This is a genomic window from Streptomyces sp. NBC_00038, from assembly GCF_026343635.1.
In the GTDB taxonomy this organism is placed as follows: Bacteria; Actinomycetota; Actinomycetes; order Streptomycetales; family Streptomycetaceae; genus Streptomyces.
In genome coordinates this window covers 74,153-87,779 of the sequence record NZ_JAPELQ010000001.1, presented here as the reverse complement: position 1 = coordinate 87,779, position 13,627 = coordinate 74,153, and the positions used below count along the sequence as shown (strand labels likewise).

Sequence of the window (13,627 nt, the reverse complement as noted above, 5' to 3'; positions counted from 1 at the left end):
ACAGGCAGTCACCGACCCGTTGGAAATCCAGATGATGCGCCGTGAAACGGGCCCTGCACGCTTGCTCCGACCATGATCCGCCGGACAGAACCCAGGCCTGCCCGGCGAGGGGATGCCCTCACGTCTCGCCGCGGCGGAACCTACGGTTTGTGGGTTACCCAGAGCAGTTCCGCCGGCCAGCGGTGTGCCCAGTCGGGTGGGTCGGTTTTGTTGTAGCCGTTGGGTGTTCCGAGTTCGGGCCGCGGCTCGATGAGGTCGTCGATGATGAGACCCGCGCCGCGCAGGACCTTGACCCAGCCGCCGTAGGTGAGCTGATAGCTGGTCGCGCCGTCGCCTTCGGCGATGGTGTTCAGCCCGAAGTAGTCCTGCTGCAGCGTCGTGGTCACGCGGCTGGCGGCTTCGTCGTAGCAAGCTTCGAACCATGGGCTGGCGACGTTGAACACCAGGCGCCCGCCTCGGCCCAGGACGCGTGCGGCCTGCGGGACGGCCAGGTGCGGGGGCGCCCAGCTGAGCCCACCGAAGTCGCAGAACACCAGGTCGAAGCTGTCGTCGGCGAAGGGGAGTCGTTCGGCGGCGCCTTGCACCAGCGGGTAGCGGGCCGCTCCCATCGCGTGGGCCGCTGCGGCGAGTTGGGCTTCGGACAGGTCGAGCCCGACCACGGTGGCGCCCTCGGCGGCGAGCGCCCTGGACCACTGGCCGGCGCCGCAGCCGAGTTCGAGGACGCGCTTGCCGGTGACGTCGCCCAGGGCGTGCAGGTGCGCGTCGGGGATGGAGTACATGCCCCACAGCCGGGGTGTGGCGCCGATTTGCGGGTCGTGCTCGTGCTGGTAGGCGCTGCTGATCTGGTTCCAGAGCCGCCGGTTGGCGGGGATGCTGTCCACGCGCCGACTCCAACACTGCCTGCCGGGGGCGGTCAACACGATTAGGGCACTGGCCGGCCCTCGGTCCGGCCCTGGCTCGGCCCGTGATCCGCCGGACGAGCCCTAGGCTCGCGAAACTTGCCACGTGAGACACCCTCTTAGTGAGCGTTTGGTTAGCTTATCCGGTAGTCCATCACGATTTTGAGCCGCCGATCCGAGGCGCCGGTTTGGCGATCCGCGAGGAAAACGGCTTATGCAGCAATGAAGCAGCCGACAATGCGCCGGGTTCCTCATTGAAGCTCCCGTCTCATTTGGAAACCCACCGGTTCACGCTGGATTGCGAACTCATGCCCCGGCGCCCCGAACACCCCCGCACACGCCCTGCCCAGGCCGGCCGCCGCCACATACCCAGGCATCATGCAGCCCTCACGGCCCTACCCCAGCGACCTGTCCGACGCCCGCTGGGATCTCATCCGCCCCACCCTCGAAGCCTGGCGTCAGCACCGCAACGGCATCCGCAAACCCACCCACGATCTGCGCACGCTGATGAACGCCATCCTCTACGTCGACCGCACCGGCATCCCCTGGCGCTACCTGCCCCACGACTTCCCGCCCCATCAGAGCGTCTACGGCTACTTCGCTCACTGGGAAGCCGACGGCATCTTCGACCAGCTGACCGGACTGCTCCGCGGCAAAGTCCGCCAGGCCGAAGGCCGCACCAGCGAGCCCAGCGCCTGCCTGATCGACAGCCAGAGCATCAAAACCTCCGCCACCGTCCCCATGACCAGCCAAGGCATCGACCCAGCCAAGAAGATCATCGGCCGCAAACGGCACATCGTCACCGACACGCTCGGACTCCTGCTCGCCGTCACCGTCACCGCCGCCAGCGTGCACGACTCCGCCGCCGGCACCCAACTCCTCACAGGCGTCGCCGCACGCCACCCCACCATCACCAAAGCCTGGGCCGACAACGGCTACAAGACCAAAGCCATCGAACACGCCGCCCACCTCGGCATCGACCTGGAAATCGTCCAACGCGACCCCGCCACCCGCGGCTTCCACGTCCAACCCCGCCGCTGGGTCATCGAACGCACCCTCGGCTGGCTCATGCACCACCGCCGCCTCGCCCGCGACTACGAAACCCACCCGCACCGCTCAGCCGCCATGATCCAACTAGCCGCCATCAACCTCATGACCCGCCGCCTCACCCACGAAACCACCCCCAACTGGCGCGACAGCTAAGCCAAATGAAACAGACATCGGAGAACCAAACGCTCACTTAGCTCGGGAGCAGTTGACTAGATCCCGCCGATCTTCATGATCGGCGGGATCTTCGTCGTTCCCGGGGCTTGTTCGAGTCGCTTCAGGGTGATGGCCGATTTGCGGCAGACCGAGGGCAGTTCGATCGGCGGTGGCGGGTCGAGCCGCTCGTTCTGCGGGAGTTGGACGGCGCCGTGGGCGGTGTCCGCGCCCTCCAGCAGGGTTGGGCCACAGCCCCCAAGCCGACCCAGCGATCCCGGACGTGGGCCGGTCACGCGTCTGTGGTGTCCTGGATCTTCTTGAACCGGTTGCGGTGTGCGGTCTGCTTTGCCCGGTTGCCGCAGAGCGCCATGCTGCACCACCTGCGGACACGCCCGCGGGTGTGGTCGACGAACATGAGCGTGCACGCCGGGCCTTCGCAGGCCTTGATGTCGGAGAAGTCCTCCTCGCTGAGGAGCCTCGCCAGCGCTTCGCCGATGGGCAGCAGTGAGTCCGGTGAGCGCCAGCGGCGCACTCTCCGCAGTTGGAGAGCTGGTCCGTTCGGCTTTTTCGCGAAGTCGAAGTCGACGTCGAGTTGGAAGAATCCCTCGTCCCGTGCGAGCAGTCGGTTCAGCGGCGCCAGGTCTCCCAGGGCCTCCGACTCCAGGGGCCTGCCCTTGTGTTCACGGACGAATGTTCGGAACTCCTCGCGCAGATTCCGCGCCTGGGCAGCGACCGTGTCGAGCTCGCCGGGCATGGCCTGCTCCCGCACTGTGGGGCAAGAACGATCCGTTCTTCCTGCCCGCCGGCGCCGAAGCCTTCAGGCGTGACATCCCCGAAGCCGACGTTCGATTCGTCGACACCGGCCACTTCGCTCTGGAAACCCATGCCGAGGAGATCGCGACGGCGATACGCGGCTTCCTCGCCGGCTGGGCCCCGAGCGGTCAAGGAGAAGCGATATGGCGAACTCAACGGCAGCGGTCACCGGGGCCAGCCAGGGGATAGGGCGTGCCACGGCGATCCGGTTGGCGCGGGACTTTTCCTCGGTCGTGCTCGTCGCACGGAATCCGAGGCATCTGGAGGAGACAGCAGCCAAGGTGCGAGAGGAAGGGGCCGAGGCGCTCGTCATCGGCCTGGACCTCGCGGACCGGACGGCGGCCGCAACAGTGGTCGGGCATACCCTCGATGCCTTCAAACGCATCGACGCTCTCGTCAACATCGCAGGTGCGGTGCCCCAGATCGATCTGTTCGAGATGACGGACGACCAGTGGGATGCGGGCCTGGGCCCCAAGCTCCACGGGGCCCGGCGACTGACGATCGAGGCGTGGTCGGCGCTGGCCGAGACCAAAGGTTCCGTCGTGCTGATGTCGGGTAACTCCGCCACGTTTCCCAAGGCGCCCTACGCGGCTGTGGGCACGATTAACGCGGCGATCGCCGCCCTCGCGAAGGCCTTCTCCGACCGTGGCATCGCCGACGGCGTCCAGGTCAACAGTGTCCTGCCCGGCCCTGTCATGACGGATCGCCGCCGTTCGTACCTTGAACACTGAGCGCCCAGCCACGGCATGACCGTCGAGGAAGCGATCGACAAGTTCCCGCAGAAGGCCGAGATCGCACGCTTCGGCCGACCGGAGGAGATCGCCGAACTGATGGCTTTCCTGGTCTCACCCGCGGCCCGCTGGATGACCGGCTCAACGCTCCGCATGGACGGCGGCGAGGTCAAATCCGTCTGATCACGGCCGATGCGGGGCCCGGCGCCGCGGCGGCGGCAACGGCTCCGGCGGCGGACGTACGGTCCGCCGGACAGGCGCTAGTGCTGGTCCGCGCAAGTCCGCGAAGGGGTGCTGGTGCTGATCAGGCGGCCTTGAGCGGGTGTCGTCGCAGGGTCCACTTGAGCACTACGCCGCTCTGACGGACCGTTTCGGCGCGCCGGCCTCTGCACGGATCGAGGCCCCAGAAGCCGCGAGGAGAAGGCGCTGCTCGCCGAACTCTCGCCCGCGCAGGTCACCGCCGACACCTTCCCTGGCTGGCAGGGCCGTCACCCGGTGTGCTCGCGGAGGCCCCCGCAACGGCGCGGCCCTCGGCGGCATCAGGCGATGACCGCCAACGCCTGGTTCGCGGCGCGTCCCTCGGGCACCGAGGATGTCCACAACATCTATGCCGAGTCATTCCTCGGCCGGACCGCCTCAGCCAGGTGCGGGACGAGGCCAAGGCCGTGGTCGGGGCGACGCTGGGCGGCTTCCCTGGGCTGTGGGCAGGGGCGCCTGCTGCAGGAATGAAAGATGTGGCCGACGATGTTGGGCCGACACGTGAGTCACAACGCCAGGTGGAAGTGAACAACGCATGTCCTTCGAAGCCACCGACTACACGGGGCAGACCGCCTGCGACGACTCGCGCACCCCGCTGCGCGACTTCCTGCGGACCGAGACCGGAAGCGCCGCCGTCCTGGTGACGGCGGCGCTCGCCGCGCTCGTCTGGGCCAACGCGGCTCCGTCGGTGTACGAGTCGTTCTGGCAGACCCACCTGTCCGTCCAGCTCGGCTCGCACGGGGTCTCGCTCGACCTGCGCGAGTGGGTGAACAGCGGGCTGATGACGCTGTTCTTCCTGGTCGTCGGCCTGGAGGCGCGCCGCGAGTTCGACATGGGCGAGCTGCGTGAGCGCAAGCGCCTGGCTCTGCCGCTCGTCGCGGGTGTCGGCGGGATGCTCGTGCCCATCGGCATCTACCTGTTGATCAACAGCGGTCACGGAACGGCGAACGGCTGGGGCGTGGCGATGTCCACCGACACGGCCTTCGCACTGGGCATGCTGGCCGTCGTGGGCCGCCGTATGCCGCCCGGACTGCGGGTCTTCCTCCTCACGATCACCGTCGTCGACGACTTCCTGGCGCTCTTGGTCATTGCCGTCTTCTACAGCGACCACATCGCCGTACCGGCGCTCCTCGTCGCCGTGGGTACGTTCGCCGTCATCCTGCTCTTGCGGCGGTTCAAGGTGCGCCGAGGCCCTGTGTACGCGCTGCTCGCGCTCGTCGCCTGGGTCGCCCTGCTCGAATCGGGCGTGGACCCGGTCGTCATCGGACTGGCCATGGGGATGATCTCGTACGCCTATCCGGCGACGCGCGACGACCTGGAACGCGCCACCGGTCTGTTCCGGCTGTTCCGCGAGCAGCCCACATCCGAGCTGGAACGTGACGTACGCGCCGGCATCGCCTCGGCGATCTCACCGAACGACCGTCTGCAGCGCATCTTCCACCCCTGGGCGAGCTATGCGGTGGTCCCGCTGTTCGCGCTCGCCAACGCCGGTGTCCACCTCAGCGGGGACCAGCTGGCACGCGCCTTCACCTCACCCGTCGCCCTGGGCATCCTCATCGGCTACGTCGTCGGCAAGCCCCTCGGCATCGTGTCGGCAACGGTGCTGACCAACGTCCTGTCCCGCGGACGCATCCGGCCACCGGTCGGCTGGGGAGCCGTGACCGCGGGCGGCACCCTGGCCGGAGTCGGCTTCACGGTCTCCCTGCTCATCGCGACCCTCGCCTTCGACGGCACCAGCCTGGAGGATGCGAAGACCGGAATTCTCAGCGCCGTGATCGGCTCGTTCCTGCTCTCCAGACTGGTCACGGGAGTGATCGGGCTACTGCCGGGCCAGGTACGGCTCAGGGCGTTGTTCGGCCGGGCGGAGACCATCGTCGACCTGTCGGTACCCGTCGACCCCGACCGCGACCACCTGCGCGGACCGCGGCACGCGCCGGTGACCGTCGTGGAGTACGGCGACTACGAGTGCCCCTACTGCGGACAGGCCGAGCCGGTCGTACGCGAACTGCTCGGAGACTTCGGGGACGACGTCCGCTACGTGTGGCGCCACCTTCCGCTCACCGACGTCCACATCCACGCCCAGCTCGCCGCCGAGGCCGCGGAGGCCGCCGCTCTGCAGGATCGGTACTGGGACATGCACGACCTGTTGATCAGCCACCAGGGTGCCCTGCGCTTCGACGACCTGCGGGGTTACGCCGCACAAATCGGCCTGGACACCACCCGCTTCGAACGGGACATGCGCGCTCACGCGGGGGCGGCCCATGTCGCCGAGGACGTCGAGTCCGCCGACCTCAGCGGCGTCGCGGGCACCCCCACCTTCTTCGTGAACGGCCGCAGACACCACGGCACCTACGACATCGCCGGCCTGTCACAGGCCGTACGAGCCGCTCGTGAGCGGGCGGCGGTGGCCGTCTAGGCAGCGGGAATGCACCGACGGGTGCCGGTGTTGAGACAAATGTAGCTGACATGCTCGGGACAAAATCCCGGGATGTGGGCGGAAGGAGGACCTCATGGCACGCACTACCACTCGTCCCGTCGTCACCCTGAAGTCGACGGCCGGGACCGGCGTCACCTATGTGACGCGCAAGAGCCGTCTCAACGACCCCGACCGGCTTGTCCTGCGCAAGTACGACCCGGTGGCGGGGGAGCACGTCACTTTCCGCGAGGAGCGTTGAACCCAGCAGAGCGGCCGTCCCACCGCGGACAGCCTGAGGAAGGAAGCACCATGAGGCCTGGCATCCACCCCGACTCCCGTCCGGTCGTCTTCCGCGACCGCACGGCGGACACCGCGTTTCTCACCACCTCGACCGCACACTCGTCGCGCACGATCGAATGGGCGGACGGGAACACCTACCCGCTGATCGACGTCGAGATCTCGTCGGCCAGCCACCCCTTCTACACCGGGAGCAAGCGGGTCGTGGACACCGCGGGCCGCGTGGAACGCTTCGAGCGCCGCTACGGGAGGACGTCATGAAGGTCCGCAACTCCCTGCGCTCACTGAAGTCCAAGCCCGGCGCGCAAGTGGTACGCCGCCGGGGTGTGACATTCGTGATCAATAAGAAGGACCCGCGCTTCAAGGCCCGCCAGGGCTGAGACGGCGCGCACGACCGGTCGGCCCGGCCCCGCATTCCGCGGTGGCCGGGCCGTTGTCGTTCTGCGCTCCTAGACGTCAGCACGGGAGGCCAGTGCTGAATGGATGGATTCCGCTGCGGCGAGCAGAGCGTCCTGCGCCGGGGGGCAAATGTTTGGGACGTTGATGGCGCTGTGCGCGAGGCTCGGTGTCCGTACCAGCGTGACGGGCACGCCGGCCTGTTCGAGTCTGCGTGCGTAGGCCTCGCCTTCGTCTCGCAGGACGTCGAATCCGGCGGTCGAGATGTAGGCCGGTGCGACGCCGGACAGGTCGTCGGCCAGCAGCGGGGAGATGCGCGGATCGGTGGCCGACCCGTGGTCGCCCAGGTAGGACCGCCTGTAGAGGTCCATGTCGGCTTCGGTCATGGTGAATCCCTCGCCGAACAGCCGGTATGACGCACGCTTGGCAGACAGATCGGTGACCGGCTGGAAGAGCACCTGCAGTGCCGGAGTCGGCGATGGCCCGCGGCGAGCGGCACGAGCCGTCTCCTGGGCGATGACGGCGGCCAGGTTCCCGCCCGCGCTCTCGCCGCTGACGCCGATGCGGGCCGGGTCCAGCCCGTACTCCTTGGCGTGGGTTGCCACATGGGTGTAGGCGCCGATCGCGTCGTCGAGAGCGGCAGGGAACGGGTTCTCCGGGGCCAGCCGGTAGTGGACCGAGATCACGACGATGCCGGCGTGGTGCGCAAGCCACCGGGAGACGCCGTCGGCCGCCTCAAGGCCACCGAGGGTCCAGCCACCCCCGTGGAAGTGGACGAGCCCGCCCGCCGGGCCGGTGAGTCCGGCCGGACGGTAGACCCGGGCCGACAGGTCGAGGTGAGCGGCGGGAATCGTGATGTCCTCGACCGTCTCGATGGGCAGCTCATCGCCGAAGATCCATGCTTCCGCCGACAGTTGAGCGCGGGCCTTCCCGATCGGCATGGAGGCGAAGTCGCCCCAGCCGGCGAGACGTATCAGACGCAGACCGACCTGAGTGTTGACATCCAGCGTCTGGCCGTCGACCACGGTCGGCCGGCCCGCGAGCCTGCGCTTGACGGGAGCGGGGAGCCTGACCAGGCTCCGCACGACGAGCCGTGCGACGCGATCGGCCAGTGAGTGCTTGACAGGTGCCTTCATCGCTTCGTCACTCCAGGGTATGTGCCGAACACATCACTGATTCCGAACGCACGTTGCAGCCGGGCATCCACAGAGGGTGCGACCAGGGCGAGCGACGCCTGGAGTCTCTGTTCGAGCGGCGCGACCACGATCTCGTCGACGTTCTTCTCGATGCTGCGGATCACCGCTCGCGTGACATCGTCCGGGGAAACCGTTCGCACGCCCTTGGGCAACGCGGCGCCGCTGTCGGCGTACATCCCGGCATCTCTCACGAAGGTCGGCTCGACGATCGAGACACCGACCCCTGTGCCGTGCAGATCCTGCCGGTGCGCGAGAGCGAACCCGCGCAGGCCGAACTTGGTGGAGTTGTACATCGCTGACCCCTTGGAAGCGGTACGACCTCCCATCGACCCGATGAACACGATGTGGCCGTGCCCGCGTCCGACAAGCTGCGGCGTGACGGCTCGTGAGAGCAGAATCGGTGCGACCAGGTTGACGTCGACCGCGCGAGCGATCTCCTCCTCGGAGAAGTCGACCACCGGGCCGACTGTCGACAGTGCCGCGTTGTTGATCAGGATCTCGATCGGGCCGGCTTCATCCAGCAGTCGTGAGACATCGGCGGGGACCGACAGGTCGGCGGCGATCGACGTCGCGCCGATCTCGGCGGCGAGACTTTCGAGGACTTCCACCCGTCGACCCGTGAGGATCAATTCAGCGCCGTGGGCGCGCAACGCTCGGGCCAAGCCTTTACCGAGGCCACCGGTTGCGCCGGTCAGCAGAATTCGGGATCCGCTGAGTCTCACGTTCATTGTTTCTCCTGGGTGGGAGGCCACGGGTGCCAACGGGTTCAAGGTGGAAGTCGGACTCGTCCAGTCGACGGGTGCGTGCCGCGTACTCGAAGGTGAAGCCGGGCCATTGGATGGTGTTCTTGCCGGACGTGGTCTTGTACCAGCTGTCGCATTCCTGGGCCCAGACACTGGTGCGGATGCGTTGCTGGAGGGCGGCGTTGGAACCGGCCTGCACGGCGGACCAGACCTCCAGCCAGGCGATGTCGCCCTTGGCGAGTCGCCTGACTGCTTGAAGCACGTAGTTCATCTGGGCTTCCAGCATCAGTACGACCGAGCTGTGGCCGAGTCCGGTGTTCGGTCCGTAGAGGATGAACAGATTGGGGAATCCGGCGACACTGACGCCCAGGTGCGCTTCGGCGCCGTCGCGCCACGCCTTGTGCAACACCTGTCCGTTGCGTCCGGTGACGTGAATTGGGCCGAGGACTTCGGTGGCCTTGAAACCGGTGCCGTAGATGATCGCGTCGACTTCGTGGAGTCTGCCGTCGGAGGTCTTGACGCCGGTGGGCGTGACTTCGGTGATCGCCGAGGTCACGACGTCGACGTTGGCGCGGTTCAGCGCTCCGTAGTACTCGTTGGAGAGGAGAATGCGCTTGCAGCCGATCGGATCCTCAGGGGTCAACTTGGTGCGCAACGCGTCGTTCGTGACCTGACGCGAGATATTGCGCCGGAATTGTCGGTCGGCGAGTTTGAGCAACTGGGGAAACCTGGTGAACGCGGCGCCGCGTGGTTCCAACTGCCAGTAGGTGAGCCAGCGTGAGAGTCGCTGCAGACCCGGAATCCTGCGGAACGCCGTCCGGGCAATCGGAGCGTAGGCGTGGTCCGGCTTGGGGATGACGTGTGCGGCGTCCTTCTGGAACAGCTTCAGTTGTGCGACGTGGGGCGCGATCGCCGGGACGAACTGGATGGCTGAGGCACCGGTGCCGACGACGGCGACGGATTTGCCGGTCAGGTCGTAATCGTGGTTCCAGGTCGCGGAGTGGAACTGCTCGCCCTGGAAGGTGTCGAGTCCGGGGATACCGGGGATGAGAGGACGGTTCAAGAGGCCTGTGGCGGCGATGAGGATGTCGGCGACGTGGACGGACCCGTCCTCAAGGGTTATTGCCCAGGTGGCCGATTCTTCATCGAATTCCGCGGTGGTCACGTGGGCGTTGAAGCGGATGTGGGGCGTGACGCCGAACTTGCTCGCGGTGTCACGCAGGTACTGGTGGATCTCGGCCTGCGGCGCGAAGCGTCGGGACCATTCGGTGTTCTGGGCAAATGAGTAGGAATACAAGTGCGAGGGGACATCGCATGCGGCGCCCGGGTAGGTGTTGTCCCGCCAGCAGCCGCCGACGTCGTCGGCCTTCTCGAAGAGCGTCAGGTTGTGGAATCCGGCTCTCTTGAGTCGAACGGCCATGCCGAGGCCGGCGAAGCCGGTGCCGATGATCGCGATCGAGGCGGTGTGCGCCATCTTTCAGGCCCTTCCGTGATCCGTCCTGACCTCGATGTTCCGCGTCTCGATCACCACGGAGGAGGTGTCTGTCGGCGCCGGAGTTGTTAGATTCGGCGAAGGCTCGAACGGAGGCGCCGATGGTGCAGTGGGAGATTCCTCGACCGCCGACCAGCGTGTCGGTGCTGGTTGACCTGGGTGTTGATCTCGGTGTGCCCGCAACCGCATCCTTGGCCGGCACCGGACTCACTGAAGCGGCGCTGCGTGAAACCGGTACTGAAGTGACCGCGCGGCAGGAACAGGTGGTGGTCGGCAACCTGCTGGCAGCGACCGGCGGCCGGGGCCATCTCGGGCTGGAGGCCGGCAGCCGCTTCCACCTCACGTCCTTCGGCTTCTGGGGTTTCGCCCTGGTGAGCAGCCCAACGCTCGGCGCCGCGATCAAAATCGCCCTTCAGTACCTTGACCTCACGTACGCCTGGTCGCACTTCGACCTCCGTCGCACTGGCGATGAGGCCCAGTTGGTACTTACCGCTCCGGATGTGCCCGAGCCGTTGAGGCGTTTCACCATCGAACGTGATCTCGCGGTCATCACCGTGCTTCAACGGGAGCTCTTCTCCGCCCGGATCCAGATCCGACGGCTGGTGCTCTCGTTCCCGCCCGCGGACCCGGAGCGTTACGAACAGATCCTGAGCATCACGCCGGAGTTCGACGGCGACGAGACGGTCCTTGCCGTGGATGCCGCCCTGCTCGACCTGCCGATGCCACAGGCCAACGCTCACACCCAAGCGCTCGCGCAGGAGCAGTGCCGGGAGTTGCTCGACCGCAGCAGCGCCCGTACCGGTGTGGCAGGCCGCGTGCGTGACCTGCTGCTGGCGCGACCCGGTGACCCGCCGACGGCCGAACACGTCGCCCGCGAACTGATGATGAGTTCCCGGACCCTCCGTGAACGCCTGGCCGCCGAGCGGACTTCCTACCGCGAGCTACTGGACGAGATCCGGGAGCGTCTCGCCGAGGAGATGATCAGCGAGGGACTCGCGGTCGCCCAAGCCGCTGAACGACTCGGCTATCGAGAAGTGTCCAGTTTTTCGCACGCGTTTCGGCGCTGGAAGGGGATGGGACCTCGCGCATACCGGACCGCCCTGCTGAGGCAGGGCTGACGGCCGCCGAAACTCACAAGTCCTGCGCCGATCGGCACCTGCCCCAGGGCTGGGCCATGGCCAAGAGTCGTGGCCATGCGCAACTGCGACATCGTCGTCTTCGGAGCGACCGGCTTCACCGGTCGGCTCGCTGCCGAATACCTTGCTGAACATCTGCCTGCCGGCGCCCGTTGGGCCATCGCAGGCCGGAGCTCCCAGAAGCTGGAGGCTGTCCGGGACGGTCTGGGACTGCCCGACCTGCCGATCCTCGTCGCGGACTCGTCCGATCCGGCCGCACTCGCGAAGGTCGCTGCCTCGACCCGGGTCCTGATCACGACCGTAGGCCCCTACCTGAAGTACGGCGAGGCACTCGTGAAGGCCTGCGCGGAAGCGGGCACCGACTATCTCGACCTGGCGGCCGAGCAGGAGTTCGTCGACTCCATGTTCGTGAAGTACCGCGCCACCGCCGCCTCCAGCGGCGCCAGGATCGTGCACTCGGCAGGCTTCGATTCGGTGCCGCACGACCTCGGCACGTACTTCACCCTCAAGCATCTTCCTGAGGACGTACCGATCACCGTCGACGGGGTCGTCCAGACCTCGGCGGACTTCTCGGGCGGCACGTTCCACACGGTCGTCAACTACCTTTCGCGTCTACGCCAGTGGCGTGCCGCGGCCCGAGATCGCGCCGCCGTCGAGGGGCAACCGACGGGTCGCGTCTCGCGGAACCCGAGCGCACGGCCGACGCGCCGCTTCGGACTCTGGCTCGTGCCGTTTCCCGGTGTCGACGGTCAGAACATCGCGTACTCGGGCCGACTGCTCGACCGGTACGGACCGGACTTCACGTACCGCCACTGGATCGGAACCCGCCACTTTCCGGCTGCGGCGGGGATCATCGGTTTGGTCGCTACGTTGCTGGTCGGTGCGCAGATCAAGCCGCTGCGGTCGGTACTGCTCAAGTTGAAGGACTCGGGTGCGGGGCCGACGGAGGAGGTCCGCGCCAAGAGCACGTTCACTGTCACCTTCCACGGCAGCGGTGGCGACCGATACGTGGTCTGCCGCGTGTCGGGCGGCGACCCCGGCTATACCGAAACAGCCAAGATCCTCGGCGAATCCGCGATGAGCCTCGCATTCGACGACCTGCCGCGGACGGCCGGTCCGGTTACGCCGGCTGCTGCGATGGGCGACGCGCTGATCGACCGCTTGGTCAGGGCTGGGGTCACGTTTGAACTCGTCGAGGAACGACAGTCCACGTCAAGGACTTGACGGTGCGCTCGCCAGAGGGGGAGTTGAGGGTTCCGGACCTGAAGATGTTGGTGCGGTTCGTCATCGACGGCTTTTCAGAGGGCGTTGCGTTCCGGTGTCGGTGATCGTGAGGAAGGCCAGGGCCCAGTCGTAGGAGCGCAGGCCCTTCGCCCCGACGCCGCAGGCACGGCGCTCGAAGGTCAGCGGGTTGCCGGCGGTCGGCTAAGTCCCTGCTGGCGGCCGCGCTCGGCGGCGTCGTCGTCCTGGTCGGCTTCGGTACGCAGAATGCCACCGCCGATCAGACCTCCGTCGTCAGCACCGTCGCGGCGACGAGTGACGACGACGCGGAGGTGCGGTTCCTCGAGATGGTGGACCTCATCTCGCAGAGTTGTGCCCTGGACGTCTCCAGCGGCGTGGAAGCCGTGGCATCGGCCTCCGTAGCCGAGACCACGGCAGCGGAGCCGACCCCCGACTCCACCCTGCCCGTCCTGGTCGATCCGGTGCCGCTGACCGTGGCAGAGGAGTGCGCTGCCCAGAGGCACCAACTGCGCATCAGCAGGGCGTTCTCAGGGATGGACACCACCACGTACGGGGAGATGCGGGACAAGCTGACGAGCCTGAAATACCCGGCGGCGCGGATCCACCGTATGCCGGACTTCTCGGGCGAACCCGTGGCAAGGCTGGACGTGCGTGTGGGGGCCGAGCGCTTGGCTCTGGAAGTCACCGGCATCAACAACGGCGTCATGGTTGAGGCGTTCGGTGCTCCGGAGGGCGTGAGCGTGACTGAGGTACGGCTGGAGCCGCAGCTGGACCCGCCCACATCATGACGATGCCGCTGTGCGTT

General features: G+C 67.3%; 14 protein-coding genes and 2 pseudogenes. 10 read left to right on the top strand and 6 right to left on the bottom strand.

Annotation, left to right across the window (positions count from 1 at the left end):
• Positions 1-140: 140 nt before the first annotated feature.
• Positions 141-881, bottom strand: coding sequence for a class I SAM-dependent methyltransferase (locus OG219_RS00490; RefSeq protein WP_266821670.1), 741 nt, complete (start codon positions 879-881; stop codon positions 141-143).
• 396 nt (positions 882-1,277) lie between these two features.
• Here OG219_RS00490 and OG219_RS00485 point away from each other — a divergent pair, with 396 nt between their 5' ends.
• Complete coding sequence (locus OG219_RS00485) at positions 1,278-2,102, top strand: IS5 family transposase (RefSeq protein WP_266821668.1); 825 nt, start codon at positions 1,278-1,280, stop codon at positions 2,100-2,102.
• A gap of 56 nt (positions 2,103-2,158) precedes the next feature.
• Here the strand turns inward: OG219_RS00485 and OG219_RS00480 are convergent, their stop codons facing one another.
• Together OG219_RS00480 and OG219_RS00475 are read right to left on the bottom strand one after the other, a co-directional pair.
• Complete coding sequence (locus tag OG219_RS00480) at positions 2,159-2,395, bottom strand: hypothetical protein (protein ID WP_266821666.1); 237 nt, start codon at positions 2,393-2,395, stop codon at positions 2,159-2,161.
• The gene (locus OG219_RS00475; protein ID WP_266821664.1) at positions 2,392-2,856 is read right to left on the bottom strand and encodes a CGNR zinc finger domain-containing protein; all 465 of its coding nucleotides are present in this window, start codon (positions 2,854-2,856) and stop codon (positions 2,392-2,394) included. The genes OG219_RS00480 and OG219_RS00475 overlap by 4 nt, the downstream gene beginning before the upstream one ends.
• A gap of 202 nt (positions 2,857-3,058) precedes the next feature.
• Here OG219_RS00475 and OG219_RS00465 point away from each other — a divergent pair.
• The 6 genes and pseudogenes from OG219_RS00465 (at position 3,059) to ykgO (ending at position 6,997) form a co-directional block, all read left to right on the top strand.
• Positions 3,059-3,829, top strand: a pseudogene (locus tag OG219_RS00465) (SDR family oxidoreductase).
• A gap of 139 nt (positions 3,830-3,968) precedes the next feature.
• Positions 3,969-4,329 (top strand): annotated as a pseudogene (locus tag OG219_RS00460) (phosphoglucomutase, alpha-D-glucose phosphate-specific); the annotation flags it as partial.
• 110 nt (positions 4,330-4,439) lie between these two features.
• On the top strand, positions 4,440-6,320 hold the full coding sequence (nhaA, locus tag OG219_RS00455; protein ID WP_266821662.1) for a Na+/H+ antiporter NhaA: 1,881 nt from the start codon (positions 4,440-4,442) through the stop codon (positions 6,318-6,320).
• 94 nt (positions 6,321-6,414) lie between these two features.
• A complete protein-coding gene (gene rpmG, locus OG219_RS00450) occupies positions 6,415-6,579 on the top strand; it encodes a 50S ribosomal protein L33 (protein WP_266821660.1) in 165 nt (54 codons plus the stop codon).
• A gap of 50 nt (positions 6,580-6,629) precedes the next feature.
• Positions 6,630-6,878, top strand: a complete 249-nt coding sequence (locus tag OG219_RS00445) for a type B 50S ribosomal protein L31 (protein WP_266821658.1) — start codon at positions 6,630-6,632, stop codon at positions 6,876-6,878.
• Entirely contained in the window at positions 6,875-6,997 is a 123-nt protein-coding gene (gene ykgO, locus OG219_RS00440; RefSeq protein WP_043662604.1) for a type B 50S ribosomal protein L36, read from the top strand. The genes OG219_RS00445 and ykgO overlap by 4 nt, the downstream gene beginning before the upstream one ends.
• Positions 6,998-7,066: 69 nt before the next feature.
• Here ykgO and OG219_RS00435 read toward each other — a convergent pair whose 3' ends face one another.
• The 3 genes from OG219_RS00435 to OG219_RS00425 are packed head-to-tail and all read right to left on the bottom strand — an operon-like array spanning position 7,067 to position 10,426.
• Positions 7,067-8,149, bottom strand: a complete 1,083-nt coding sequence (locus tag OG219_RS00435) for an alpha/beta hydrolase (RefSeq protein ID WP_266821654.1) — start codon at positions 8,147-8,149, stop codon at positions 7,067-7,069.
• The gene (locus OG219_RS00430; protein WP_266821652.1) at positions 8,146-8,937 is read right to left on the bottom strand and encodes an SDR family oxidoreductase; all 792 of its coding nucleotides are present in this window, start codon (positions 8,935-8,937) and stop codon (positions 8,146-8,148) included. The genes OG219_RS00435 and OG219_RS00430 overlap by 4 nt, the downstream gene beginning before the upstream one ends.
• Positions 8,876-10,426: an NAD(P)/FAD-dependent oxidoreductase gene (locus OG219_RS00425; protein ID WP_266821650.1), complete on the bottom strand. Its 1,551-nt coding sequence runs from the start codon at positions 10,424-10,426 to the stop codon at positions 8,876-8,878. Before OG219_RS00425 ends, OG219_RS00430 begins: the two co-directional genes overlap by 62 nt.
• Positions 10,427-10,545: 119 nt before the next feature.
• Here OG219_RS00425 and OG219_RS00420 point away from each other — a divergent pair, with 119 nt between their 5' ends.
• The 3 genes from OG219_RS00420 (at position 10,546) to OG219_RS00410 (ending at position 13,610) form a co-directional block, all read left to right on the top strand.
• Positions 10,546-11,562, top strand: a complete 1,017-nt coding sequence (locus tag OG219_RS00420; protein ID WP_266821648.1) for an AraC family transcriptional regulator — start codon at positions 10,546-10,548, stop codon at positions 11,560-11,562.
• A gap of 75 nt (positions 11,563-11,637) precedes the next feature.
• The gene (locus OG219_RS00415) at positions 11,638-12,804 is read left to right on the top strand and encodes a trans-acting enoyl reductase family protein (RefSeq protein WP_266821646.1); all 1,167 of its coding nucleotides are present in this window, start codon (positions 11,638-11,640) and stop codon (positions 12,802-12,804) included.
• Positions 12,805-13,133: 329 nt separating this feature from the next.
• Positions 13,134-13,610: a hypothetical protein gene (locus OG219_RS00410; protein WP_266821644.1), complete on the top strand. Its 477-nt coding sequence runs from the start codon at positions 13,134-13,136 to the stop codon at positions 13,608-13,610.
• The last annotated feature ends 17 nt before the right edge of the window (positions 13,611-13,627 follow it).